This is a genomic window from Lentzea alba, from assembly GCF_011067745.1.
Taxonomy (GTDB): Bacteria; Actinomycetota; Actinomycetes; order Mycobacteriales; family Pseudonocardiaceae; genus Lentzea; species Lentzea alba.
Map to the genome: position 1 here is coordinate 113,628 of NZ_JAAMPJ010000019.1, position 26,642 is coordinate 140,269.

Genomic DNA, 26,642 nt, shown 5'->3' on the forward strand with positions numbered 1-26,642 from the left:
GCCGTCCGAACCGATCCGTTTGTACCGGAATCCGGGAAACCGGTTTCGCGCGGAACCGGTTTCGGCTATTCATTGTGAGAGCGCTCCCACGAACGCTGCCGCCGCACGAGCCCTCCCGGAGACCACATGGATCGCGACGACGTGCCCTACCTCGACGCCACGCTGCCCACAGCGGTTCGGGTCGCCGACCTCCTCGACCGCATGACACTGCCCGAGAAGGTGGGGCAGATGATGCAGCTGGACTCGCGGGAGGACCTCGACGACCACGTGCTGTGCAAGCACGTCGGCTCGATCCTGCACACCTCGCCGGAACGGGTGCTGCGCGCGCACGACCTCACCTCGCAGACGCGACTCCGGGTCCCGCTGCTCATCGCCGAGGACTGCATCCACGGCCACTCGTTCCACGAGGGCGCGACGATCTTCCCGACGCAGCTGGGCATGGCCGCGTCCTGGGATCCCGAACTGGTCGAACAGGTCGCGCGCGTCACCGCCGTCGAGGCCGCGACGACCGGCGTGCACTGGACGTTCTCCCCGGTCCTGTGCATCGCCCGGGACCTGCGCTGGGGCCGCGTCGACGAGACGTTCGGCGAGGACCCGGTGCTGATCGGCGAACTCGCGGCCGCCATGGTCCGCGGCTACCAGGGCGACGGGCTGCAGGACCCCACGGCGATCCTCGCGACCGCCAAGCACTTCGCCGGCTACTCCGAGACGCAGGGCGGCCGGGACGCGAGCGAGGCCGACCTGTCCCGGCGCAAGCTGCGGTCGTGGTTCCTGCCGCCGTTCGAACGGGTCGCGAAAGAGGGCTGCGCGACATTCATGCTCGGCTACCAGACCACCGACGGCGTGCCGATCACGGTCAACTCGTGGCTGCTGGACGAGGTGCTGCGCGGTGAGTGGGGGTACCAGGGCACGCTGATCACCGACTGGGACAACGTCGGCCGCATGGTCTGGGAGCAGAAGCTGCAGCCCGACCACGCCCACGCCGCCGCGGCCGCCGTCAAGGCGGGCAACGACATGATCATGACGACCCCGCAGTTCTTCGAGGGCGCGCTGCAGGCCGTCGAGGACGGGCTGCTGGCCGAGGAGGACCTCGACCGCGCGGTCACCCGGATCCTGACGCTCAAGTTCGACCTCGGCCTGTTCGAGAACCCGCGCCGGCCCGACCCCGAACGCCAGCGCGTCGTGATCCACCGCGACGAGCACGTGGCGCTGAACCTTCAGGTCGCGCGCCGCTCCATCGTCCTGCTGCGCAACGACGGCGTGCTGCCGCTGACGAAGGGCAAGATCGCGGTCGTCGGCCCTCTCGCGGACGACGCGCAGACCCAGCTCGGCGACTGGGCGGGCTCGTCCGGCCAGGCCGACTGGCTGCCCGACGGCCAGCCGCGCGACATGATCACCACCGTCCTCGACGGCCTGCGCGAGCTGTCGGCGCAGGAGGTCACGTACGCGCGCGGCGCCGACATCCTCACGCTCGAACCGGACCCCGAGGGCGACACGTTCCCGGACGGCCAGCCGCGCCCGCGCATCGTCCAGCCGTGCGCGCCGAATCCCGAGCTGATCGCCGAGGCCGTCGCCAATGCGCAGGACGCCGACTACGTGGTCGCCGTCGTCGGTGACCGCATCGAACTCGTCGGCGAGGGCCGGTCCACCGCGACGCTAGACCTGATCGGCGGCCAGATCGCCCTGCTGGACGCGCTCGCCGCGACCGGCAAGCCGTTGATCGTCGTGTTGATGGCCTCGAAGCCGCTGGTGCTGCCGGACTCGGCCCGCGACGCCGCCGCGCTGCTGTGGGTCGCGAACCCCGGCATGCAGGGCGGTCGCGCGATCGCCGAGGTGCTGCACGGGCTGGTCGAGCCGAGCGGTCGTCTGCCGATCTCGTTCGCGGCGCACGCCGGGCAGCAGCCGACCTACTACAACCAGATCCGCGGCCAGCACGGCACGCGGTACGCCGACCTCACGCAGGAGCCGGCGTTCGCGTTCGGCGAGGGCCTGTCGTACACCACGGTCGAGTACGGCGACCTGCACGTGGAGACGACGGTGCTGCGACCCGACGAGGTCGTCAAGGCATCGATCACGCTGACCAACACCGGATCCCGACCGTCGCGCGAGACCGTGCAGGTCTACGTCAGCGACGCCGTCACGTCGGTGAGCTGGGCGGACAAGGAGCTCAAGACGTTCACGCAGGTCGACCTGGAGCCCGGCGAGACCGCGAAGGTCGACCTCGAGCTCCCGGTCGCCGCCTGCACGATCGTCGACCAGCACGGCACGCGCGTGGTCGAGCCCGGCGAGTTCGTCCTCCTGGTGGGTCCGAGCTCGAAGGATCTTCGCCGGGCCGAGTTCACCGTAAAGCCGCAGTTCTGAAGGCCGCGGGGGCGATCGTGAGGTAGCGGGGAGGCAACTCCACCGCCTTCGTGATCGCCCTCTTCACCGCCGGGACCAGGTCCGCGTCGACCAGCACGACCGCGGGCCTGCCCGGTGGATCGACCAGCATGCTGGCGCCCCGCGCGCCGGCAGCCAGAGCGGCGAACACCACCGCGTCCTGTTCCGGGTCCGGATCTTGAGCGCGGTGATACGCCGTCAGAGCCGCCCCGAGATCATCGATGCTTCCCGTGTACGGCAGCTCCTCCTGCGGTTCCTCACGCCGTACCCGCGTGTCGACGACGAGGAGTCGCTGACCAGGCAGGTCCAGCTCAACGGCCGGTGGCTCCTCATAGGTCGTTCCCGCCAGGTCTCGCAGCGCCAACCCAACGGCCGTGCGCAGCACTTCACCCGCGGACAGGCCACTCCCCTGCGGCAGGTCGACGCTGCACATCAACGTCGCGCCACCGACACATCCGGCCACCGGAGCCGCCCACGCCGGGATCTCGTCGGACGGCAGCAGAGCCCGCTCGGTCGGCCGGTTCACCGACACCAGTTCGAGCCTGCCGTCGTCACGCCGATCCCCCGCGACGATCGCACCCCACTTGGCGTGCACCTTCACCTTGCCGCCCAACAGGTTCAGCACACCGGGCGCATACCAAACGCCTTCAGCGGGCCGTCCGAACGTGCGCCGGAACGCGTGCGGCACCAGCCTGAGCTCCGGCGCGATCTCAGGCCGATCCGCGATGTCCATCATCCGGTCTTCTGCGCCAGCAGGCGGTACGCGTTGCCCTGGCCGGTGCGGGCCGCCAGGAACCGGTTCACCGTCTGGTCCAACGCCATCGCGACGAAGAACGCCGGAATGCCCAGCGACCACACCACGAAGCTGCGAATCCGGCGCAGCCTGACCCGTTCCGGACGCCACGGCGCGGGCGTGCGCGGCGCGACGTTGCCGAGGAACAGCAACAGCGCGAGCATGAAGTCGTTGCAGAGGTGGGCTTTCGCGCGTTCGGTGGCCACGGTGGTCAGACCGCGGTCGGCGAGCGCGTGCTCCAGGTTGCCGATCGGCATCATGTGCTGGTGCTGCGGCTGGAACCACGGCATCCAGTACTTGCCGAACAACCGCCCGAGCCGCCACTCCGGGTCCGGCAGCTCGATCAACAGGTAGCCGCCGTCGGGCAGCACGTCCGCGACGATGTCGAGCTCCTCCCACGGATCGCGCACGTGCTCCAGGTAGTGGTGCATGCTGATCACGTCGTAACGGCCCTTGAGCTCGCCCGCGAACTCCTTGAAGCTGCCCCGGTAGGACTGCTCGATCCGGCCGAGCTTCGCCGCCTCCTCGATGGCCGCGCCCTGGTCCAGCCCGTCGAACCTCGTCTGCGGCAGCACTTCCTTGGCGCCCAGGCAGAAGTGCGCGTGCCCGGAACCGACGTCGAGCCACCGTTCGGGCTTCGTGAACGGCTCGACCATGCGCGCCCGGCCGTAGTACGGCTCGGTCTTGCCGGAGAACACCGCCTCGGCGGACGTCGCGCCGAGACCGTCGTAGAAGTCGCGGTAGTAGAAGCCGAGCCCTTCCTCGGACAGCCGCGGGTTCTGCCAGACGTGTCCACATCGGACACAGCGGTCCATCGTGAACGTGCCGGGCTTGCGCTGCACGAGATCCGTGGCGGTGACCCACCGGCGCAGGTCGGTGCTCCCGCACGCCGGGCAGTTGTCGCGCCGGGCCTCGTGGAAGTTCTTGTCGCGGTTCTGCTCGTACCAGGGCGTTGCCTGCTCCAGCCGCTCGGCCTGGCGGAGCTCGGCGGTGGACTTCTTGCCTCCGGCCGTCCTGAACCACAGGTAGGGCGTGCGCACGAAGCGCGGCACCCACAGGTCACGCGGCCGCAGCGGCGTTCCGGCGAACACCAGGACCGGGTGCGCCCAGTAGGCGGCGAGCGCGACGAGTCCCCACTGCCAGTTCGTGATCAGCGCCGCCGCGACCGCCGCATACCCGATGACCGAACCCGCGATCCACAGCGACGGCCGCTTGCCGAGCTGCCGCAACGTCGCCGCGCGATACCCGAGGTCGTACGGCCCTGCCTTGAGCCCTGGCGCGACCGCGATGTCGACCCGCGCCCGCACGTGGTCCTTCACCCGCCGGACGAACGCAACGAACTCGGTCGGGTCGTCGGGATCGACGTCGTCCTTGTACTCGTCGCGCACCAGCACCGCCTGCGACGCGCTGACTCCCCGCGCCCACTGGTCGTCGCGGTACTTGGCCGGGTCAACCGCGCCGAGCAGGTCCAGCGCGGCGACCGTCGGCAGGTCGCGCGGCACCAGGTCGACCAGGTCGGCGTCGCTCTCCCACGAGCCCTCGGGACGGACCCCGGTCGCGGTGAGAAGCGAGTGCTCGCCCGCGCCCTGGGAGAGCACTCGCAGCTTGGACGCGCGGGACCGCAGGCGCAGCACGTCCAACAGGACGACCAGCACCACCAACACGCTGAGAATCACCCGGCCACCACCTTCTCCAGTCGGTCGGCCGCGGCTGCCGCGCCGCCCGCCGCCAAGAACGACTCCCGCACCAGCGACGCTGCGGCCGCGTACTCCGGCTCGTCCAGCACGGACTCCAGCGCGCTGCGAATGTCCGCGGACCGCGCCCGCGAGTAGGTCAGCCGCACCCCGGCCCCGGCCGCCACGACCTGGGCGGCGACGGTCGGCTGGTCGTCCCGGATCGGGGCCACGACCAGCGGCAACCCGTGCGCCAGCGCCTCGCACACCGTGTTGTGCCCGCCGTGCGTGATCACCGCGTCCAGGTGCGGCATCAGCGCGAGCTGGGGCACGGACGGCAGCATCAGCACGTTCGGCGGGGCGGGCCGCGGTTCGGCGACCATGATCACCTGGAGGTCCAGGTCCGCGACGGCGTCCAGGGCCTGGCCGAGGAAACGCTCACCGGCCGGGCCGTTGAGGGTGCCGAGCGAGATGAGGGCCCGCCGTTGTCCGGTCAGCCGCTGCCACGGGAAGTCCACGCGTTCCACGCGATGGCTCAGCGCGGGCCCCACGAACGCCACGTGCTCGCCGAACTCCCCCGCCACCAACGCCTTCGAGCTGTACACCAGCACCAGCCGGTCGGAGAACCTGATGTCGCCGCCCGCGAAGTCGTGCAGCAGGTCGCGCACCCAGGCGTCGACCTTCGGCATCGTCCTCAGTGGATTGATCAGCTCGGCGGAGGTGCTCGCCGAGGTCGCCCACGGCAGGTACGCGTGCTGGGCCACCAACGGCCCGGCGAGCGCCTGCTGGTCCGCGACGATCATGTCCGGCTCGAACGCCGTGACCGCGGCCGAGACACCGGGCACCATCGCGTGCCCGAGCGGGATCAGGAACTCCTCCCAGAAGAACTTGAGCACCGCCATCCCGCGCAACGCGAGCCAGCGCTCCCGCTTGGCCCGGATGTCGGACTCCAGGTCGTCGTCGATCGCCGGGAACACCACCGCGTTGTCCGGCAACAACGGCGCGAGCGTGCCCGGATGCCCGACCCACGCGACCTCGTGCCCGCGCGCCAGCAACTCGCCGCCCACCGAGGCGGTCGGGTTGACGTGGCCGGTCAGCGGCGGCACCACGAACAGGAACCGGCTCATAACGGCAACCAGTCCAGCAGCACGTCGAGCAGTTCGGCCGTGGCTTCGCGCAACACCGTGTGCCCCAGGCCGGAAACGATGTGCAACCGGCAGGACGGGATCCGTTCCTGCAGCTCGGCGGCCGCTCCGATCAGTTCGGACTCGGCGCCGTAGACCCCCAGCACCGGGCACCGCACCTGGGTCAGGTCGAGTTTCGCGCCGGAGCCGAGGTCGTCGATCAGCGTGGTGCCGTTGAGCAACGCGTTGGCGTTGACCGCCAGCTTCGCGATCTTGCGTTGTCCCAGCGCCATCAGCTGGTCCTGCGTGCGGTCGAACTCCAGGCCCAGGGCCGCGACCGTCAGCGTGTTCGTGATGTCCTCGAACCACGCGTCGCCAACCACTCCCCCGCACGCCGACTCGACGAGCACGACCCCGCCGACCCGTTCGGGAGCCTGCACGGCCGCGTGCATCGCGACCACCCCGCCGTAGCTGTTGCCCAGCAGGAAGACCGGCTCGGTCACGCCGATCTCGTCCAGCACGGCGACGAGGTCCTCCGCGCTCTCCTCCGGCGTGTAACCGGACGGCGGCCGCTCGGACAGGCCGTGGCCACGCAGGTCGAACAGCACGGTGCCGAACCCGGCCTGGGCCAGCGGTGCGGCGAGCGTGTAGTAGAAGCTCGACAGGTTGTCCATCACCAGGCCGTGCACGAACACGATCGTGGGAGCATCCGTCGGCCCGAGCCGTTGCACGTGGAAGCGCAACCCTCGGGCGTGAACCTCAGACACGAGCCGTGATGTGGTCGACGAGCCGGCCGACGGACATCGCCATGATCTCGTCGATGTCCATGTCCGCGAGGAACGCCACGAGATCGACGCCGTAGTGGGCGTTGAGCTTGTCCGCGAGCGCGACGAACTCGATCGACTCCAGGCCCAGGTCGTCGCTGAACGTGGTGTCACGGGTGATCTCCACGCCCAGCAGGAAGTCAGGCCCGACCACCTCGGTGATCATCTTGGCGACCTGCTCCAGCACCTCGTCCATCAGTTCTCCGTCCTGACCCGGGCGGCGGCTCGTCCGTGTTCCGCGATGACTTCGATGCCGGGCACGGCGAAGGCTCCGCGCACCCGGCCGTTGGCGCCGACGGTCAGTTCCGCCGGGTAGACCGGCCCGGCCCCGCGGTTCCACAGCCACGCGCGCACGGCGTCCTTCACGGCGATCACGCGCAGCAGCCAGTCCCGTTGGGCGGGCACGTCCAGTCCTCCGTAGTGCTGTCTCTCGGCGGAGTTCAGGTAGCGGCGCATGATCAGGTCCCTGGTCGCGCTGTCCGACCAGTTCTCGGTGACCCGCAGCCATTCGTCGTCCTGAGTGGACAGCATCTCGGTGCCGGGCCGGAGCTTGACCTGCCAGATCCGGTCGTCCGTGGTGAACCTTCTGGTGGTCCAGCCGGTGATCCGGCACCACAGCTCGCCGTTCACCCTCAGCTCGGCGTCGGCGACCATCTCCTGGGCGGTCACCGAACGGATCCAGGCCGTGCACTGGACGTCGCCGGCGGGCACCGGCCCGTGGAACGACACCTGTTCGATCCCGGTCGGCAGCACGGTCTGGTCGACCGTGTGCGTGACCTGCATCCAGTGCCCGATCAGCTGTCCGGCGCTGTCCAGCAACGCTCCGGGCGCGGGCAACGGCGTCAGCACACCGGCGATCCCGTTGTCCGCCAGGCAGCCGATCTTCGTCACGCCCGCGAACGCCGGCCCGTGGAACATCCAGCCGTCCCGATACAGCTCGGCCGCGCTGACCGGCGCCTCGCGGACGCCTTCGAGTTCCTTGCCCACCAGCTGTTTCGCGACCGGCGCCATCAGCACGACGCCCTCGGCGTAGTCGCCGACCTTCACGACGACGCGTTCCCGGCCTTCCGCGCGGGCGGAGATCTTCACCGTGGACGCGGGCAGGGCGGTCAGCCAGCGCTTGGCCTTGACCTGCGCGAACCCGTGCACCGTGCCGCCGGTGAGCCTGCGCGCGGCCTCCGCGAACACCTCCAGCAGACCGGTCGCGGGCACGATCGGGAACCCGTCGGCGAGGTCCGGCCAGCCGGGCGCCTGCGGGAACACCGAGTGGTCCACGAGTTCCGGCATGGTCCTGAGCGAGAACTCGCGGGTGAACCCTGCCTCGTTCGGCCGCAGCGCGCCGACGACCTCGCGCGCCACCGCGTTGGTGTGGGCCAGCAGTTTGTTCACCGCGGCCGACATCGGGCTGTCGTCGGACACCGGCACGGGTTCGGCGCCGAGCGGGTCGACCTTGATCCTGGGCGTGCCGAGCCGGAGCTTGACCTTGTGCGCGGTGCCGCGCTTGAGCCCGAACGCCCAGAGCGCCTCGGGCGCGATGTCGGCGTTCACGGCGAGGTGCGGGCGGTCGTGGAGCGTGTCACTGACGAACCCCTGCACGCTGCCCTGTCCGATTTGGACGAACGCCCGGAAACCGGCCTGGTGCAGGCGTTCCAGCAGCGGCCGGAACTTGACTGGTTCGACCAGGTGCCGCAGGACCAGCTCGCGGACCTCGTCGACGCGCATGGGTTCCAGCGAGTTCGCCGACCACACCGGGATGTCCGAGGCACGGACCGGCAGCTCGTCGAGCGTCTCCCTGGCCTGCCCGAGGTACGGGGCGAGCGCCGGGGTGTGGAAGCCGGTGCGGAACGGCATGAGCTGGGCCATCACGCCATTGGCCTTGAGCGTGGTGAGGACCTGTTCGAGACGGTCGATCGGACCGCAGATCACGGACTGGTGGGGGCAGTTGTCGTGGCTGATCGTCACGCCCTCGATGAGGTGCTGCTCGGCGGTGTCGGCGGAGCAACCCAGTGCGGCGTAAGCGATGTCGACGACCGCCACCGCACCGGGTTTGAGCGCCGAGACGAACTCGTCGATCGTCGGGTAGATGCCGCCGACGACCATCGCGGTCCACTCGCCCATGCTGTGCCCGGCGAGCGCGCCGGGCGTGATGCCGAGCGCCATGAGTTCGCGGGCTTCGCGGCGGCCGTCCTGCAGCAGCCGGACGGCGTGGTCGACGACCTCGCCGCTGAACTCGCGCTCGAAGCCCGGGAACAGGAACGCGACCTGGTCCGTGCTGGTCAGCAACGGTTGCGGGGCGAACCAGATGTCGTGGCGGCCAGGCCACGCCTTGCCCTGGGCGAGCACGCGTTCGGCGAGCTTGAGCTTGCGGTCGTCCGGGTTGCCGACGGCGAGCCGGAACGCCCTGTCAGCACTGGACGTGCGGCGTTCCTTGAGCGCCTTGGCCAGTTCTTCCGCGGTGTCGGCGGCGAACGTCATGACCGGCTTGCGCGGCTTGGCGACGGTGTGACCGTCGAGGACGGCGTGCGCGTTGATCCCGCCGAACCCGAACGCGTTCACGACCGCGCGGTGCGGTCCGCTCCACTCACGGGCGGTGGCGACCGGCGTGAACCTGGTGCCGTGCAGCGCCGAGTGCGGGTTCTCGACGTTCAGGGTCGGTGGCAACGTGTTGTGGTGCAACGCGAGGGCGGCCTTGATCAGGCCGGCCATGCCGGCCGCGGGCATCGCGTGGCCGATCATCGACTTGACCGTGCCGATGCCGATCTCGTCGCCGTCCGCGCCGAACGCGTTGATCATGGTCGACAGCTCGGCGGCGTCACCGGCGGGCGTCGCGGTGCCGTGCGCCTCGATCAGGCCAGGAGCATCGCGGTGAGGATCGAGCTCGGCGTTGGCCCATGCCCGTTGCACGGCGAGGAGCTGGCCCTCGGGGTTGGGCGTCATCATGCTGGTCGCGCGGCCGTCGCTGGCGGAGCCGATGCCGCGGATCACCGCGTAGACGCGTTCGTCGCCAACGTCTTCCAGTCGTTTCAACAAGACCATGCCGACGCCCTCGGACAGCAGCGTGCCGTCCGCGCTCGCGTCGAACGGCCGGATGCGCTCACTCGGGCTCAACGCCCTGAGCTGCGTGAAGACGCTCCACAACGTCGGGTGGTGGCAGACGTGCACCGCGCCGGCGAGCATGGCGTCCGCGCGGCCCTCCTGGAGTTCGCGGACGGCGTGCTCGACGGCGACCAGGCCGGACGCGCAGGCCGCGTCGACCGTGTAGGCGGTGCCCTTGAGGTCGAACCGGTTGGCGATCCGCGACGCCGCGAGGTTCGGCACCAGGCCGATCGACGACTCGGGCTGTTCCGGGCCCAGACGGTCCTTGATGGCCTGGCGGACGTTGTTCAGCTCCGCGCCGGCCAGGTTCGGGAAGAGGTCGCGGACCACCGACACGACCTCGTCGGCGAGCCGGACCCGCTGGTCGAGACGTGCGCAGCCGGGCGTGAGGTAGCCGCCTCGGCCGACGATCACGCCGACCCGGTCACGTGACGGCAGGACCGCTTCGCCGCCCGCGTCCGCGATGGCTTCCGCCGCCGTGGCCAGGGCGAGCAGCTGATCGGGTTCCGCACCGTCCACTGTGGACGGCATGATGCCGAACCGGGTCGGGTCGAACTCCGCCAGGTCGTCGACGAACCCGCCCTTGCGGCAGTAGAACCTGTCGCCGGTGGTGCTGTCCTGGTCGTAGTAGGTGGCCGGGTCCCAGCGGCCGGGCGGGATCTGCCCGATGGCGTCCACGCCGCTGACGATGTTGCGCCAGAACGTCGTGGCATCGGGGGCGCCGGGGAAGACGGCACCGATCCCGACGATCGCTATGCCTCCCATCGGTAGACCACCTGCACGTCCTCACCGTTTCCGATCTCGTTCAGCACCGCGTCGACACCTTGCCGCGGCTCGATCAGCGGGATGCCGCGGCGCGCGTACTCGTCGGCGAGCCCGACCGCCATGCCCGCGCCGGCCCAGGGACCCCAGTCGACGGCGACGACTTTCCGTTGGGTGCCCCAGAACCTCGCCATCCGGTCCAGGGCGTCGTTCGCGGCCGAGTAGTCGGCCTGGCCGCGGTTGCCGAACACCCCGCTGACGCTGCCGAACAACACCAGGAATCCCTCGTTGAACGCCTTCGCGCCGTTGACCTTCGTGGCCCACACGCGGTCGAACGACTCCTGGGTCTTGGCTTCGATCAGCTTGTCGTCCAGCACGCCCGCGCCGTGGATCACGCCGTCGATCCGGCCGAACCTGGCCTTGACGTCGTCGAGCACGGCTTGCACGGCCTGCGCGTCGGTGACGTCGCACTCGTGATAGCGCACGCTCGACGCCTTGGCGCGCAACCGTTCCATGGTCTGGCGGACCTCGCGCTCGGCGAGCACCCTGCGCGCCTTGGCCGGCACGTTCTCCTTCTCGCCCAGTTCGAACAACGCCTTCACGAGTTCCGGCTCGGTCGTGGCGTGGGTGAGCCGGTGGTCTTCCGGCGCGATCGGGGTGCGGCCGATCAGCTCGACGTGGCAGCCGGTGCGTTCGGCGAGTTCGGTCGCGACCAGGGCAGTGATGCCGCGGGCGCCACCGGTCAGCAGCACCACGCTGTCGGCGTTCAGGTCGAGGTTTCCGGCGGCGAGCTCCGTCGGCACCGCCTCGATGACCTGCCGTTTGCCCGCCTGATAACCGACGACCGCGGGTCCGGGGCCGATCTCGGCGAGCAACGCGGTGGCGATGTCGCGGTGGCTCTCCTTGGAGTTCACGTCGACCGCGCGCACCACGAGGTCCGGGTACTCGAGCGCGGCCGTGCGGATCAGGCCGTGCAGGCCGATGTCCGCGGGCAGTTCGTCCGGGGTGTGGTCGAAGCCGAACGTGCCACCGCCCGTGGTGACCACCAGCAGGTTCACGCCGTTCGTCACGCACGCCTTGACGTCGCTGAACGCCTCGGGCAACCGTGCGCCGAGCCTGACCACGACGTCGATGCCGCTCAGGTCGTCCGGGAGCACCTGCTCGATGCGCGGGCGGACGGCGTGCCGTTCGATGAGGTCCGCGAGCTCCAGGCCGATGCCGTTGTCGTCGATGATCAGCACGGTCTTGCCGGTCAGGTCGACCGGTGCCGCCGGCTCGGCGGCGACGACCTGTGGCACGAGCCGGACCAGACGACCGGTCGTGGTGGGCGGCGTGGCAGGTGCTCCGAACCAGCCGACGATCCCGTCGATCGTCTTCAGCTGGGCCAGCTCGTCGATCGCGCCCGTGGCACCGAGCTCCTGAGCCAGTTCACCCACGATCTCGGCGCGCTTGATGGAGTCGATCGACAGGTCCGCTTCCAGGTCCAGACCCGGCTGCAACATCTGCACCGGATAACCCGTGCGCGTGCTGATCGTCTGGAGCACGATCGCCCGCACGTCCTTCTCGACCGGCGCGGCAGCTGGTGTGGCCGTTGGTGCACCGAACCAGCCGACGATGCCCTCGATCGTCTTGAGCTGCGCCAGCTCGTCCACCGATCCGGACGCGCCCAGCTCGGCCACCAGCTCGCCGACGATCTCGGTCCGCTTGATCGAGTCGATCGACAGGTCCGCTTCCAGGTCCAGGCCCGGCTGGAGCATCTCGGTCGGGTAGCCCGTGCGCGTGCTGATCGTCCGCAACACGACCGCGCCCACGTCCTCCTGCGGCTTCACCTCAGCGACCGGGACCGGGACGGCCTGTTCGATCACCGGCATCGGCGCCGGTGCCGCGGGTGCGGTGCCGAGGTAGCTGAGCAGGACGTCGCGCTGGGCGCTGACCGCGTCCCGCATGCCGTCCAGGAACTTCTCGATGATCTCGTCACGCCCCAACCCCGACCCCACGCGGAGCGTCGGGAACTCCGTCGCGGGCCGCAGCCCGCCGGGCAGTGCGTCGCCGTTCGCGTCCCGCACGAGACCTCCATCCACGTACCAGCCCGGCCGCGGCGGCACGACCGTGGCGGGTTCGGCCCTGTCCTCGAACAGCGGCGCGGCGTCGACCTCGACACCGGCGACCGCGAGTTCCGCGAGCGTGCGCAGGAACGTCACGTGGTCGTCGCACCGCAACGCCTGGTGCGGCCGGTCGCCGAGCGTCTTGCCGACCAACGACGTCAGCACCCCTCCCGGTCCGGCCTCGACGAAGATCCGCGCGCCGGCCGCGTACATCGACTCGATCTGGTCCACGAACCGCACCCGGCCCGCGAGCTGAGCGGACAACCCGTCACGCACATCCATGTGCGGGGAGGCGGACACGTTCGACCACACCGGGAAACGCGTCTCACCAAGGGAAACTGCTGCGAGCCGGTCCGCGAACCGGTCACGGGCACCCGCCATCAGCGGGCTGTGGAACGCGGCCGCGACCGGGATGCTCTTCACGCTCAGCCCGGCAGCCCGCAACACCTCGACGGCGTTCGACACCGCGGCCGTCGCACCGGAGATCACGACCTGGTCGGGCGCGTTGTGGTTGGCCACCACGACATCCGCCGGCAGCAACGCCTCGACCTCGGCCAGCGGCGCTGACACCGCCGCCATCGTGCCCGGATCCTCGCCGACGGCCTCCAGCATCGCCTCGGCCCGTGCCGCACTCAGTTCCAGCAGCTCGGCAGGCCCGAACGCACCGGCCGCCGCCAACGCGACCAGCTCGCCGTAGCTGTGGCCACCGGCCAGGTCCGGTCGCACCCCGACGGAGTCCAGCAGCGCGGTGACCATGAGCCCGGCGATGCCGAGCGTCGGCTGGGCGTTGCGGGTGTCGGTGATCTCCGCACGTTGCCGCGACACGTCCTCGGCGGTCAGCGCGGCCGGCGGGTACATGACCCGCTCGTACCGGGCGTCCACGAAGTCCTGCAGCCGCGGGAAGGCCGTGACCAGGTCGAGCAGCATGCCCGGCCGCTGGCTGCCCTGACCGGGGTACAGGAACGCAACCTTCGGCCGTTCTCCCGAACGCAACCTGACAACCTCGGACGACCGCCAAGCCTCGACGTCCGCGAGCGCCGTCCGCAAGCCGTCGTGGTCGCTCACCACGAACGCCGCCTGAACCGTGCCATCACCGCACGCCGCAGCCAGCGAACGCAACGGCGTGCGCGCATCGACGAGTGCGCTCAACCGTGCCGCTTCTCGTTGCGCCGCAGCCTGATCATCGCCGCGGATCAGGAACAGCTCGGCCGGCCACTGAGTCAGCCCGTGGCGCGGTTCGTCGGCGCCGGTGTAGCCCGCGAGCACGGTGTGGAAGTTGGTGCCGCCGAACCCGAACGCGCTCACGCCCGCCACGCGGTTCTTGCTCGTCCACGTGCGGTGGCCGAACGCGAACGGGCTGGTCTGCGCGTCCCAGAAGGCGTTGGGCTGCTTGACGTGCAACGTGCCGGGCCGCAACCCGGTGTGCACGGCCAGCGCGGCCTTGATCACGCCCGCGAGGCCCGCCGCGCACTTGGTGTGCCCGATCTGCGACTTCACCGAGCCGATCGTGCAGGTGCCGGCTTCGACACCGGAGAACATCTCGGTCAACGAAGCAAGCTCGGTCCGGTCGCCCACCACGGTTCCGGTGCCATGCGCCTCAACCAGTCCGACCGACGTCACCGGCAAACCCGCTGAGGCGTACGCGCGACGCAGCGCCCGTTGCTGACCTTCCGGGCGCGGCGCGGTGAGGCCCATCGACCGGCCGTCGCTCGACGCACCGATGCCCTTGATGACCGCGTAAACCCGGTCGCCGTCGCGTTCGGCGTCAGCAAGCCGCTTCAGGACCACCGCCGCGACGCCTTCACCGAGCGCGATGCCGTCCGCCGCCGAGTCGAACGTGGCGCAACGACCCTTGGCGGACAACGCCTTCACCGAGGCGAACATCTGGTAGTCGTGGGCGCTGTTGTGCAGGTCGACCGCGCCGCACAACACCATGTCGCTGGTGCCGCCGACGAGTTCCTTGCAGGCCACGTCGAGCGCGGCGAGGCTGGACGCGCAGGCCGCGTCGACGGTGTAGTTCGCGCCGCCGAGGTCGAGCCGGTTCGCGACCCGGCCGGCGATCACGTTGCCGAGCACACCGGGGAACGAGTCCTCGGTCAGCGCGGGCAGGTGGTCGTCCAGGCCCCGGACGCCCAGGGCGGGCAACGCGGTGCGGACCGTGTAGGCGTTCGCGAGGTCGGCGCCGGCTTCGGCGCCGAAGATCACCGACGTGCGTTCGCGGTCGAACACCCGCGTCGCGTACCCGGCGTCCTTCAACGCCTGCGCCGAGACTTCGAGCGCCAGCAGCTGCGCGGGTTCGATCGAGGTCAGCGACGCGGGCGGGATGCCGTAGGCGAGCGGGTCGAAGGCCGTGCGCGGGAGGAACCCGCCCCACTTGAACGGGCTGCCGTAACGTTCGGGCGACCAGCGGTCCGGTGGGATCTCGGTGATGGAGTCGGTGCCCGCCAGCACGTTCGCCCAGAACTCGGCCACGTCCCGGGCACCCGGCATGATCGCCGCCATGCCGACGATGGCGATGTCCAACGGCTCCCGCTCACCGTCCTCGGAACTGGTCTCGGGCAGCAGCCCGGAGACGATGTCCTCGTGCAACTGAGCGATCGTGGTGCGCTCGGACCGCAGGGTCGCGACCTGGCCGATCATGAACATGCCCTCGCGGCGCTGTTCGTCCTCGCCGACCTCTTTCAGGCCCTCGTCGTCGCGGACGAGACCACGGCTGGCGAGCCGGAGCCGGCCGAGGTTGAGCTGTTCGAGCTGCTCCCAGCTCTCCTGCTTCGGCAGCCCGGCGAGTTCGGCCCGCGCCTGCTCGAACGTGTCCACATAGGACGTCTGCGCGCACCGAACCGCGTGGCCGGGCGAGGTCTCCAGCAGTGCGGTGTCCTCGCACTCGATCGCGACCTGCTGGAACACCGGCTGGATCGCGCCGTGCGTGACGGCTTCCTCGGTGAACAGGTAGGCCGTGCCGACGAGCACGCCGACCGCCGCACCTCGTGCCGCGATCGGCGCGGTCATTGCGGAGATCATCGCGGCCGAGCGGGCGTCGTGGATGCCACCGGCGAACAACGCGACAACGTCCTTCTCACGTCCGCGCAGCACGTCGATCTGCTGCTGCCACAACGTGAAGCTGGACCGGGGACCGGTGTGCCCGCCGCATTCCGAGCCCTCGAAGACGAACTTGCGGGCGCCCTCGTCGAGGAACCGGCGCAGCAGCGCGGGCGACGGCACGTGCAGGAACGCCTCGATCCCGGCGTCCTCCAGCTCACGTGCCTGCGCGGGCGTGCCGCCGGCGACGATCGCGTACCGGGGCCGGACCGCCAGCACGGCCGCCATCTGCCTCGCCCGCAACTCGGGCGGCGCGAACCCCAGGAGCCCGACACCCCACGGCCGGTCGCCGAGCTTCGCGGCGGTGGTCTCGAGGAGTTCGCGGACCGCAGCGCCCTCCATCAACGCGAGCGCGAGGAACGGCAGCGCGCCCCCTTCGGCGACGGCCGCGGCGAACGCGGGCTGGTCGCTGACGCGGGTCATCGGGCCCTGCGCGATCGGGTAGCGCAGGCCCGGCACGCGGCCGCAGAACGGCCCGGCGGCCCGGATCGAGCGGTGCTCACCCGCCAGGGTGAGATTGTCTTGAATCCCTCGCGCAATCGCGCCTACCACGCCTCCAACGGTCCCGAACGAGACGCGGTTGAATTCGGCGAACGCGCCTTCCTGGCCTATTTCCAGCGTGTTCTGACGAACATGTACACGCAACCCGGCGTTCACAACGGTGTCGGCGCCGTCCATCAGGCGGACAGCGTTGACAATTTCTCCGGAAATCTGTTTTCGGGCTTCCGCGAGTAGGGTGAGCTGGCCTTCCAGCACCACTCCGCGCGCACCGCCGGTGATCGCGGCGGCAGCCGTGTCAGGACCGATCGACCCCGCCACCCAGACCGGCAGATCGGTCAGCGCGAGCACTTGCTGGAGCAGGACGAACGCGGGCGAACCGCCCACCCGGCCGCCGGCTTCGGCACCCTTCGCGATCAACCCGCCTGCCCCGAACTCGATCGCCGCAACGGCTTCGGCCACTGACGTGACCACCGCGAGAACGCGCCGTTCGCCCAGCTCAGCCAGGTTCGGGAGATAGCGAACGAGATCCACTACGACCGTGTCGACCGCGTCCGGAAGAGGGACCGTCAACGGCCCGTGGAGCCGCACCCCGAACGCGCGTGGATGACGCGCTGTGACGCGGCCGAGGTCAGCGGCGGCGTTCGGCCCGAGGTCGAGCACGCCGAGGCCGCCCGCTCGTTCGGCCGCGACCACGAGGGCCGGGTTGGGGGTGCTGAACGGGCTGAAACACAGCACCCGTTCTCGATCCGACGGCATGTCACTGCGCTCACTTCCTCACCCTGCAGGGGTGTGGGGAGAAAGGAATTCAGCTAGGTTCCTACTGGCCGGTAAAGTAGTGCGCGCTCACCGTACGCACAACCCGCAGCCGCCGTCGAGAGGGGTGGTGAAACTTTCTCACTTACGTAACCTGACGAATGGCCCCAGATGGCGGGGCGCATTACGCCAGTTCGCGGATGGCCAGGTGTGCTATGGCATCCGCAGCACCGGTTTGATCACCTCACCGCTCTCCGCGGCCTTGATCGCCTCGGCGATCCGGGCGAACGGGAAGTGCGTGACCAGTTCGTCGAACGGAAACCTGCCCTGCCGGTGCAGGTCGAGCAGCGTCGTGATCAACGTGGTGCTGCGACCCTCACCGCCGTGCACTCCGACCACCCGCTTGCCCGACAACGTGCTGGAGTGGTCGAGCTCGATCTGCGCCCCGGCGGGCGCCACGCCGATGAGAACGCAGACGCCGCGCATCCCCACCGAGTCCACGGCTTGCCGGCACACCGCCACGACTCCGGTGCACTCCAGGCTGAAGTCCGCCGGCCCCGCGCAGATCTCGTGCACCGCCGCGACAGGATCGTCCGCGCTCGCGTTGACCACGTCGGTGGCGCCCCACCTTTGAGCGGCCACCAGCCGCGACTCGTGCCGGTCGACCGCGATGATCCGGGTCGCGCCGCTGTTGCGCGCGGCCATGACCGCGGCCAGCCCGACCGCGCCGACGCCGTAGACGACGATCGACGAACCAGCGTCCGGGCGCAGGACGTTCAACACCGCACCCGCACCCGTCGACAGCCCGCACGCCAACGGCCCCAGCAGGTCCAACGGCAACGAGGCTTCCACCCGCACCAGCCCCCGGTACGGCACGACCGCGTGCGTCGCGAACGACGACTGCCCGAAGAAGTGGCTGGCGAGCTGCGATCCGTCGAGCGCGTGCAACGCCCGGCCACCACCGAACAGGAGTTCGCCCAACCGCAGGCAGTAGCGCGGCTGGCCGTCCAGGCAGTTGCCGCATTCGCCGCACCACGGCCAGCCCAGCACCACGTGGTCGCCCTCCCCCAGCCCGGACACGCCAGGCCCGACCGCTTCCACCACCCCGGCACCTTCGTGCCCCAGCACTCCGGGCAACGGGAACGGCAGGTCACCGTGGCTCGTGACGATGTCGGTGTGGCAGATGCCGGTCGCGACGACGCGCACCAGCACCTCGCCTTCACGTGGCTCGTCCAGCAGCACGTCCTGGAGCTCGAACGGTCCGTGCCGTTCACCCACAACAGCGGCAGTGATCTTCATGCCAGCACCTCGGCCACGTCGGCGCGCACCGCCAGAGCGTCCAGATCCGCGGGAACCTCGGCATCGTCCCGGTTGATCCGTACGAGCCGTGCGCCAGGCATGCTACGCACCAACGACTCCACCGGCCAACGGATCACCGACGGCGTGTTGAACCCCGCCCCGATCTCGACGACCAGCAGCCGGCCCGCACCGCCCAGCCACTCCCGCAACCGCCGCCCGTCCGGCGCGTGGTGGTCGGGAACGTACTCAGGACCCTTGTGCACGTTGAGGAACACCGGTCCACCGCACCGCGGGCACGACGGAATCGCCGTCGCCTCACCGGTCGATGGGTCGTAGGTCGCCAGCGCGGCCTCGACGATCAGCCTGCTCTCCCACGTCTCACGGGTGCACGGCGTCTCGCACTGGTAGCGCCCGTAGTCCCCTTGCGGCGACCACACGTCCGCGAAACCGTTGCGTGCGAACAACCCGTCGACATTCGATGTGAGCGCGAAGTTGTCGCGCTGCCCGATCACCGAACGCAACCGTTGGTACAGCGGGTTCGGCGCCGGGTCGAACCGGATGTCGTTGACGTGCACGGACCAGTAGCCCCACAGCAGCCGCGGCGGCAGCGGCAGGCCGATCAGCTGATGACGAGCTCGCAGCCCGTTTCGGTGCAGCGCCGGGAACAGCTCCGCGAACCGTTCGGTGTCCGTGTAGTCGTACCCGGCGGCGGCCGACAGTCCCGCGCCCGCCGCGACGAGCACCCGGTCGGACCCGTCCAGCCATCGTTCGAACGTCACAGCAGCTCCCGGTAGGCGTCGTCGTCCTCGTCGCTGAAGGTCGTGAACACGATCCGGTCGAACCGGCCGGGACGCGCGGCGAGCCAGTCCCCGACGGTGTCGACGGCGATCCGCGCGGCGGGGAGCTTCGGGAACCCGAAGATCCCGGTGCTGATCCCGCAGAACGCGATGGTGCGGATCGAGGAGACCTGGGCGGCGAGGTCGAGGCAGGCCCGGTACGAGTCGGCCAGCGCGGACTCGTGTGCCGGCAACACCTTTCCGCGCACGATCGGCCCGACGGTGTGCAGCACGAACGACGCGGGCAGGTGGTAGCCGCGCGTGATCTTCGCGGTGCCCGTGGGCTCCGGGGTGCCCTGAGCCGCCATGATCCGGTGGCAGTCCTCGCGCAGCCTCGGCCCGGCCGCGGCGTGGATCGCGTTGTCCACACAGGGATGCATCGGCTGGAAGCAGCCCAGCAGCGCGTCGTTCGCGGCGTTCACGATCGCGTCGGCCATCAGCCGGGTGATGTCACCGCGCCACACCGCGATCGGCGCCGGCAGCGACCGCGCGTCGACCAGCGGCGCCTGCTGCCGTTCACCCCCGAGCACCGCGTCGAGCACGGCCAGCAGCTCGGGGTCGAACGGAGCCGGTTCCCGCACGGTCAGCACGTTGCGCAGCAGCCGGCGTTGTTCGGCGAGGCCGCGCGGCAGGGCGAACCGCCCCACCCGCGGGTCCTCACCGAGAAACCGCAACGCCAGCTCCGTCAGCACGCCGAGGCTGCGCGCCGGTGCGGGCGGGCTGAGGGGGTGGAACGGTTCGTCCAGCGCGACCGCGTCCCGGTAGTCGCGCAACGGCAGCGCGGTGATCACGGTTAGAAGATGCCGTTGGTGTGCGGCAGTTCGGCCGGGATCGGCGCGACCACGTCCCAGTGCTCGACGATCTTGCCGTCCGCGACCCGGAACAGGTCCCAGTACGCCACCGGCTCGCCGAACTCGCCCTCGGACTGCAGCAGCACGAGATCTCCTTCGGCCACCACCTTGTGGACCGTCTTGTAAACGAGGTTCTTGCCCTGCCCGGCCCACGTCGCGGCGGCGGCACCGAACCCGTCGAGCCCGTCGGCGGCCTCGGGGTTGTGCTGCAGGTAGGTCTCGGTCGAGATGTAGTCGGTCAGCACCGAGTAGTCGGCGTCCTGGAGCACGCGCTGGGCGAACTCCCGGACGAGCGCGCGGGACTGCTCGGTGTCGGCGTTCGCGGGCTCGGCCTGACCGTCCGTCTGGGACCGTCCGCTGGCGGTCGCGGTGACCACGGGCGTGAGTCCGTCCCAGTGCTCGGCGAGCTTGCCGTCCGCCACCCGGAACAGGTCGAACGCGACCAGCGGCTCCGGCCCGAAGCCGTGGTAGACGCCGTGCAGCGCAACGAGATCACCATCGGCGATCACGCGGGCCGGCTCGTAGCGGAACCCTTCCGGCAGGTTCGCGACGAGGCCGCGCAACGCCTCGGGGCCGTCCGGGGCGAGCGAGCTGTGCTGGCGGTAGTCCGGTGCGACCCAACGGTCCACAGCGGACGGATCCTGGTCGCCGAAGAGTTCGCCGGTGGCCTTGAGCACGAGTTCCTTGTTGTCCATGGCGACAAAGATGTCCCAGCGGTGCGCCGCGGACGAGGTAGGATCACGCCTCACCATGGTCAAAAGTGGACAGCTCGCCAGCTTCGGCTTCAGCAACCCAGACCGCGGCGCGCTCGGTGTAGAGGTGGTCGACCTCGCCGTGCTGCGACGCAGGCAGACCGCCGACACCCTCACGAAGGTGCACCGAACCGACTTCCACCAGCTGTTTCTGGTCACCTCGGGCCGCGCCACCACCATGGTCGACTTCGTGGACCACTCCTGCGAACCCGGCACGCTGCTGCACGCGACCCCAGGCCGCGTACTCCGCCTGCCCGTCGGCGACGCGGAGGCGTTCATGGTGCTTTTCACCCCTGCGTTCCCGCCGCCGCTGGACGGCGTCCGCCCGTTGCTCAGCCCGTTCGCACCGGTGCGGCGAACCGTGCCCAAGGCGGAGCAGGCGGTCGTCACGCGTGCCGTGCAGGACCTCAAGCAGGAGTACCGCCGCAACGTGCTGACGAACGAGCCGGTCGAGCTGCTCCGCCAGTTGCTGGGCGCCTTGCTGCTGCGCGTCGCTCGGCTGCCATCGGACACGGACCCCGCACAGGTGGACAGCCGTTTCGAACGGTTCCAGCAGGAGCTGGAGCACTCGTTCGCCGTGACGCGCAACGCCGCCGAGTACGCGGCCCGCATCGGTTACTCGTTGCGCAGCCTCAACCGCATCTGCCTCGCCGCGGCCGGTCAGTCGGCGAAGGCGTTGATCGACGCCAGGGTCGCGCTCGAAGCCAAACGCCTGCTGGTGCACACCGACCTGTCGTCGGCGGCGATCGGGCACCGACTGGGGTTCAGCGAGGCCACCAACTTCACCAAGTTCTTCACCCGCGAGACCGGCGAGTCACCCGGCTCGTTCCGCCAGTAGCTGGTCGAGCGCGTGGCGGGCGAACTCGGCGACGAACGAGTTGGTGTCCGGACGCGCCAGCGCGAGCACCGAGATCTCCAGCGCCCAGCCCCGAGCATGGGCCCAGGCGGCGTCGTCGAACTCGGTGAGCTCACGGCGGAACAGCTTGCGGCCGCGGGCGTCGAGGAACAGCCACGCGGTCATGAGATCACCCGCCGGATCTCCTGCGGCCGCACAACCCCAGTCGATCACACCGGTCAGCTCGCCACCGGTGAAGAGCAGGTTGCCCCGGTGGAGGTCGGCGTGCACCCAGCGGAGCGGCTGGTCCCAGCGCGGTGCGCTGATCGTCTCCTCCCACAGGGCGGTGAGCCTCGGGTCGCCGCCGAGCCGCGCGATCGACCAGCGGACGCCTTCGTCGCTGATGGAGATGTCGTGGCGGCCGCGGTAGGTGGTCCACGGTTCGCCGGTGGTGTCGATCTTGTGCAGGGCCTGGAGCACCTCGGCGAGGCGAGCTCCCGTGTCCGGGCTGACCGCGTCGATCGTGGAGATGTCGCCTTCGAGCCACCGCACGACCGACCACTGGTACGGGTAGTGCTCGGTCGGTTCACCCAGTTCCAGCGGTTCCGGCACCGCGACGGGCAGGTGCGGCGCGAGCCGGGGCAGCACGGCGAAGTCCAGCGCGGGCTGGTCCTTGGCCCAGTCGATGAGCGGGAGGCGGACCGCGAGCTCGTCGCCGAGCCGGTAGATGGCGTGGTCGGTGCCGCCGTGGTCGAGCTTCGTGAGAGGCAGGCCGTGCCAGCGCGGGAACTGCGTGCGGATCAGTTCGTCCACAACGGACACATCGGTGTGCACTAACGCTCCCATCCGGGACACAGCTGGTCGAGCGTGTGGCGGCAGATGTCGGCGAACTCCGGGTTGGTGTCGCGGTAGTACGGCAGGCCAGCCACCGCGAGGTGCAGCGCCCAGCCGCGGGCCCGCGCCCAGGCGGCGTCGTCGAACTGGCTCAGCTCGCGCCGGTAGAGCCGCCGGCCCGGTTCGTCGAGGAACAGCCAGGCGGCCATCAGGTCTCCCGCCGGATCGCCGACGCCCGCACAACCCCAGTCGATCACGCCGGTCAGCTCGCCGCCGGTGAACAGCAGGTTGCCTCCGTGCAGGTCGGCGTGCAGCCAGCGGCCGGGCCGATCCCAGCGCGGCGCGTCGAGCGCGTCCTGCCACAGTCCGACGAGCCGCGGATCGCCGCCGAGCACGGCGATCCCCTCGCGGACCTGGTCGTCGTACTCCGCCTGGCGGGAGTTCCCACGATGAGGTGTGGGCTGGTCCCCGGTCACCTCGACGGCCTGCAGCGCGTGGACCAGCTCGGCCAGCCGGATCGCGGTGTCCGGCCGCACAGCGTCCACCGTGGCGGTCGCGCCGGTCAGCCAGCGCACGACCGACCAGCGACGCGGAAAGCCGGAGCCGGGTTCGCCGAGGGCGAGCGGTTCCGGCACGGCGACCGGCAGATGGCGGGCGAGCAGCGACAGCACGGCCGCGTCGCGTTCGGCCTGGCCGTCCGACCAGCCGCGGTTCGGCAGCCGGACCGCGAGGTCGTCGCCGAGGCGGTAGATCGCGTGGCTGGTGCCGGAGTGCTCGACGTGGGTGATCGGCAGGCCGTGCCAAGCCGGGAACTGCGTGCGGATCAGGTCGTCCACGAGGGACACGTCCGTCGCGATCAGCTCAGCACCCTGCACTCGATCACTCCCCCATCAGGCCCGATGCGTCGATGCAACACCGGGCCTGCTGGGCGGAGCAACTGCTTTTGGTGATCTGCCCGGTCACAGCGTGGCGAGACGGTCCTGTGGACCTCTTAGGTCATCCGGCCCGTCGTTCGGCGAGCTGAACGATGTTCGGCGTGTTCTCGACCCGCACCCGGCTGGAAGAAGCCACCAGATAGCCGACGCCGCGCACGGTCTGGATCACCTCCGCGGCATCGCCGAGCTTCTGCCGCACACGCCGTACGTGTACGTCGACCGTGCGCGCGCCGCTGTAGTTGTCGTCGACACCCCACACCGCTGCCAGGAGATCGCGGCGACGGTGCACGCGGTCGGGGTTCGAGCACAGGTGCCACAGCAGCTCGAACTCCAGCCTGGTGAGCCCCACGGGGGCGTCCCGGAGCAGCACCTGCCGTGTGTGCGGCAGGATCCGGACGTCCACGTCCTCGACTACGGCCTCGGTGGCGTCCACCAGGCCCACGTCCTTCAACGCGCCGAGGAGCCGCACCGCGGTTTCCTCGTCGTCGGTGTCGATGGTGATGCTGAACCGCATGACGGGCTCCCTCAGGCGGACGGGTTTGTCTGGGAGGTGGGCGCGGCCTCGGTCTGCCCGGACGTCACCGCGTGGTGAGCGAGATCCCGGATCTGTCCTTTGAGGACACGACGGTGAGCGCGGCGCTGAAGACGCGGACGTGGTCGACGTACCTGCGGGAGGGCAGGAACAGCGCGAAGACCATTCCTGCCCTCCCTTCCCCGCGCTCCGATGAGAGCACTTGCCCGAACGCGGCTCACGTTAGGGAGGGCTCTGCGGCCCGGGCAAGGACGTCCACGTGCTGAACAACCGTCGGACATCGAGATGAATGTTTGCCTTGACGTGCGCGTCAAGGTTTAGCGTTCGCGGCATGAGGATCGGCGAACTGGCCAAGCGAGCCGGCACCACCACACGTGCGTTGCGCTTCTACGAGTCGCAGGGACTGTTGGAAGCGCAACGCACGTCCAACGGCTACCGCGAGTACGGCGAGCACGACCTGAGGCTGGTCCGGGAGATCCAGTCGCTGCAGGCGGTCGGCATGTCACTCGAGGACACCAGGCCGTTCGTGGCGTGCCTGCGCGCGGGGCACGAGTCCGGTGACTCGTGCCCGGACTCACGGGAGGTCTACCAGCGCAAACTCGCTGAGGTGGACGAATGTCTGGAGCGACTCCAGGCAGTCCGGGAGTTCCTGCTGGCCAAGCTCGCCTTCCAGGACCCGTGCCTAGTAGCTGAACCCAAGGAGTTCCAGTGCAGCTGACCGACGCCACCTTCGCGGAGAGCACGAAGACCGGCACCGTGCTCGTCGAGTTCTGGGCGCAGTGGTGCGGGCCGTGCCACATGCTCTCGCCCGTGCTCGACGAGATCGACCGCGAACGTGACGACCTGACCGTGCTCAAGATCAACGCCGACGAGAACACCGCCACCGCGCGCGACTACCAGGTCATGTCGCTGCCCACGATGTTGTTGTTCCGCGACGGCGTGCCGATCCGGCAGATCGTGGGGGCGCGCCCCAAGTCGCGCTTGCTTGCGGAGTTGGATGACGCGCTGAGCGCGTGAGCCGCTTATCTTGGGCGCATGCTCGGTCTTGAACTCGTAGTGGTGCTGGGCGTGTGCATCCTGGCGAGCAGTGTCGTGTCCGGACGCTTGCGCCTCGCCGCCCCGGTGCTGCTCGTCGTCTGCGGCGCGGTGCTGGGTTTCGTGCCGGCTCTGGAGTCGGTCAGCCTGCCGCCCGAGGCGATGCTGCTGATCTTCCTGCCCGCCTTGCTGTACTGGGAGAGCCTCAACACCTCGTTGCGGGAGATCCGCAGCAACCTGCGCCCGATCGTGCTGCTCAGCACGTTGCTCGTGCTCGCGACGGCCGGGGCCGTGGCGAGTGTCGCCCACGCGCTGGGCCTCGACTGGGGCCCGGCGTGGGTGCTCGGCGCGGCACTCGCGCCCACCGACGCGACCGCCGTTTCGGCCATCGCCCGAGGCATGCCGCGCCGGGTCACGACCATCCTGCGCGCGGAGTCGCTGATCAACGACGGCACGGCGCTGGTGATCTACGCGATCGCGGTCGCCATCACGACCGGTGAGCAGCAGTTCAGCACCGGACGGGTCGGCCTGCAGCTGCTGCTGTCCTACGCGGGCGGCGCCGTCGCCGGCCTCGCGATCGCCTGGCTCGCCGTGCAGGTGCGCAAGCGGCTCGACAACCCGATCCACGAGACGCTCGTCAGCATCCTCACGCCGTTCGCCGCGTTCCTGCTCGCCGAGACCGTCCACGGTTCCGGCGTGATCGCCGTGGTGACGTGCGGGCTGACGCTGGCCCGCGTCGGCCCGCGCATCGTGCCCGCCGACACCCGCCAGGTCAGCTCCGCGTTCTGGGGCATCGCGACGTTCGTGCTCAACGGCTCCCTGTTCGTCCTGATCGGACTCCAGGCCAACAGCGCCATCCGGTCGTTGGACGGCTCCGAGATCCTCGCGGCGTTCGGCGGGATCGGGCTCGTGGCGTTGACCGTGGCCGGAACTCGGCTGCTGTGGGGCTACACGACCCCGTACATCATCCGCGCGATCGATCGCCGTCCCCAGCAACGACTTCGGCGCGTCGGCGCCCGGCAACGGCTGGTGTCGTCGGCCGCCGGGTTCCGCGGCGCGGTGTCGCTGGCGGCTGCCCTGGCGGTACCCGAGACCGTGGTCGGCGGCGGGCCTTTCCCGTTCCGCGAGGAGATCATCCTCATCACGTCCGGCGTGGTGGTGCTGACGCTCGTCGTGCAGTCGCTGATGCTTCCGTCGATCATCCGGTTCTCGCGCCTGCCCGAGGACACGGCGGTGGACGAGGAGCTCCGCCTGGCCCAGTCGACGGCGTCCGAGGAGGCGTACGAGGCACTGCCGGGCCTGGCCGACAAGGTGGGCGTCAGCGACGTCGTCTACAAACGGGTGCTCGCCGAGTACGAACACCACCTGGAGGTCCGGCGCGCCAAGGAAGCCGGCGACGAGGAGGTGGCGCAGTCCGAGCTCGAGTACACGGCGTTGCGGCTGGAGCTGATCGGGCACAAGCGGGCGACGGTGGTGCGGCTGCGCGATGAAGCCGCCATCGACGACATCGTGCTGCGGACCATTCAACGGCGGCTGGACATCGAGGAGGTGCGGCTGGCTCGCCGGGAGATCGAGGAGGACTGACCGCCCGAGAGCTGGCCATGAACGGCGCTTTCGTGGACCT

19 protein-coding genes are annotated in these 26,642 nt (G+C 70.1%); 5 read left to right on the plus strand and 14 right to left on the minus strand.

Annotated elements, in window-relative coordinates; genetic code table 11:
* Positions 1-126: 126 nt before the first annotated feature.
* Positions 127-2,361, plus strand: coding sequence for an exo-beta-d-1,3/1,6-glucosidase (locus G7043_RS44800; RefSeq protein ID WP_166055359.1), 2,235 nt, complete (start codon positions 127-129; stop codon positions 2,359-2,361).
* Here G7043_RS44800 and G7043_RS44805 read toward each other — a convergent pair.
* From G7043_RS44805 to G7043_RS44855, 11 genes are all read right to left on the minus strand, one after another.
* The gene (locus G7043_RS44805) at positions 2,339-3,115 is read right to left on the minus strand and encodes a hypothetical protein (RefSeq protein ID WP_166055361.1); all 777 of its coding nucleotides are present in this window, start codon (positions 3,113-3,115) and stop codon (positions 2,339-2,341) included. The two genes, G7043_RS44800 and G7043_RS44805, sit on opposite strands and share 23 nt — an antisense overlap.
* Positions 3,112-4,848, minus strand: a complete 1,737-nt coding sequence (locus G7043_RS50260) for a class I SAM-dependent methyltransferase (RefSeq protein ID WP_166055363.1) — start codon at positions 4,846-4,848, stop codon at positions 3,112-3,114. Before G7043_RS50260 ends, G7043_RS44805 begins: the two co-directional genes overlap by 4 nt.
* Positions 4,845-5,972 (minus strand): glycosyltransferase, encoded by a 1,128-nt coding sequence (locus G7043_RS44815; protein ID WP_166055365.1) that lies wholly within the window; start codon positions 5,970-5,972, stop codon positions 4,845-4,847. The genes G7043_RS50260 and G7043_RS44815 overlap by 4 nt, the downstream gene beginning before the upstream one ends.
* On the minus strand, positions 5,969-6,736 hold the full coding sequence (locus G7043_RS44820) for an alpha/beta fold hydrolase (protein WP_166055367.1): 768 nt from the start codon (positions 6,734-6,736) through the stop codon (positions 5,969-5,971). The genes G7043_RS44815 and G7043_RS44820 overlap by 4 nt, the downstream gene beginning before the upstream one ends.
* Positions 6,729-6,989, minus strand: a complete 261-nt coding sequence (locus tag G7043_RS44825) for an acyl carrier protein (RefSeq protein ID WP_045315192.1) — start codon at positions 6,987-6,989, stop codon at positions 6,729-6,731. Before G7043_RS44825 ends, G7043_RS44820 begins: the two co-directional genes overlap by 8 nt.
* Positions 6,989-10,654: a beta-ketoacyl synthase N-terminal-like domain-containing protein gene (locus tag G7043_RS44830; protein WP_166055369.1), complete on the minus strand. Its 3,666-nt coding sequence runs from the start codon at positions 10,652-10,654 to the stop codon at positions 6,989-6,991. Before G7043_RS44830 ends, G7043_RS44825 begins: the two co-directional genes overlap by 1 nt.
* Positions 10,642-17,112 carry a type I polyketide synthase gene (locus G7043_RS44835; RefSeq protein ID WP_166055371.1) on the minus strand — a complete coding sequence of 2,157 codons (6,471 nt, stop codon included), beginning with the start codon at positions 17,110-17,112 and terminating at the stop codon, positions 10,642-10,644. Before G7043_RS44835 ends, G7043_RS44830 begins: the two co-directional genes overlap by 13 nt.
* Before the next feature lie 210 nt (positions 17,113-17,322).
* Positions 17,323-18,408 (minus strand): NAD(P)-dependent alcohol dehydrogenase, encoded by a 1,086-nt coding sequence (locus tag G7043_RS44840; RefSeq protein WP_166055373.1) that lies wholly within the window; start codon positions 18,406-18,408, stop codon positions 17,323-17,325.
* On the minus strand, positions 18,405-19,187 hold the full coding sequence (locus G7043_RS44845) for an NAD-dependent protein deacetylase of SIR2 family (protein WP_166055375.1): 783 nt from the start codon (positions 19,185-19,187) through the stop codon (positions 18,405-18,407). The genes G7043_RS44840 and G7043_RS44845 overlap by 4 nt, the downstream gene beginning before the upstream one ends.
* Positions 19,184-20,035, minus strand: coding sequence for a protein-ADP-ribose hydrolase (locus tag G7043_RS44850; RefSeq protein WP_166055377.1), 852 nt, complete (start codon positions 20,033-20,035; stop codon positions 19,184-19,186). Before G7043_RS44850 ends, G7043_RS44845 begins: the two co-directional genes overlap by 4 nt.
* Before the next feature lie 2 nt (positions 20,036-20,037).
* Positions 20,038-20,790 (minus strand): nuclear transport factor 2 family protein, encoded by a 753-nt coding sequence (locus G7043_RS44855; RefSeq protein WP_166055379.1) that lies wholly within the window; start codon positions 20,788-20,790, stop codon positions 20,038-20,040.
* Between G7043_RS44855 and G7043_RS44860 the strand changes: the two genes are divergently transcribed.
* Positions 20,789-21,685, plus strand: coding sequence for an AraC family transcriptional regulator (locus G7043_RS44860; RefSeq protein WP_166055381.1), 897 nt, complete (start codon positions 20,789-20,791; stop codon positions 21,683-21,685). The two genes, G7043_RS44855 and G7043_RS44860, sit on opposite strands and share 2 nt — an antisense overlap.
* On the opposite strand, the gene G7043_RS44865 is transcribed toward G7043_RS44860, so the two are convergent.
* The 3 genes from G7043_RS44865 to G7043_RS44875 all read right to left on the minus strand — a co-directional run bounded on the left by G7043_RS44865 (position 21,662) and on the right by G7043_RS44875 (position 23,965).
* Entirely contained in the window at positions 21,662-22,516 is an 855-nt protein-coding gene (locus G7043_RS44865) for an aminoglycoside phosphotransferase family protein (RefSeq protein ID WP_166055383.1), read from the minus strand. The two genes, G7043_RS44860 and G7043_RS44865, sit on opposite strands and share 24 nt — an antisense overlap.
* Positions 22,516-23,391, minus strand: coding sequence for an aminoglycoside phosphotransferase family protein (locus G7043_RS44870; RefSeq protein ID WP_166055385.1), 876 nt, complete (start codon positions 23,389-23,391; stop codon positions 22,516-22,518). The genes G7043_RS44865 and G7043_RS44870 overlap by 1 nt, the downstream gene beginning before the upstream one ends.
* Positions 23,392-23,512: 121 nt before the next feature.
* Positions 23,513-23,965, minus strand: coding sequence for a winged helix-turn-helix domain-containing protein (locus G7043_RS44875; RefSeq protein ID WP_166055387.1), 453 nt, complete (start codon positions 23,963-23,965; stop codon positions 23,513-23,515).
* Between the two features lie 349 nt (positions 23,966-24,314).
* Between G7043_RS44875 and G7043_RS44880 the strand changes: the two genes are divergently transcribed.
* Genes G7043_RS44880 through G7043_RS44890 form a run of 3 tightly spaced genes read left to right on the plus strand, consistent with a single transcriptional unit; the run spans position 24,315 to position 26,602 of the window.
* Positions 24,315-24,701, plus strand: a complete 387-nt coding sequence (locus G7043_RS44880; protein ID WP_166055389.1) for a MerR family transcriptional regulator — start codon at positions 24,315-24,317, stop codon at positions 24,699-24,701.
* Complete coding sequence (trxA, locus tag G7043_RS44885; protein WP_166055391.1) at positions 24,692-25,000, plus strand: thioredoxin; 309 nt, start codon at positions 24,692-24,694, stop codon at positions 24,998-25,000. The genes G7043_RS44880 and trxA overlap by 10 nt, the downstream gene beginning before the upstream one ends.
* Before the next feature lie 18 nt (positions 25,001-25,018).
* On the plus strand, positions 25,019-26,602 hold the full coding sequence (locus G7043_RS44890; RefSeq protein WP_166055393.1) for a Na+/H+ antiporter: 1,584 nt from the start codon (positions 25,019-25,021) through the stop codon (positions 26,600-26,602).
* Positions 26,603-26,642: the final 40 nt, after the last annotated feature.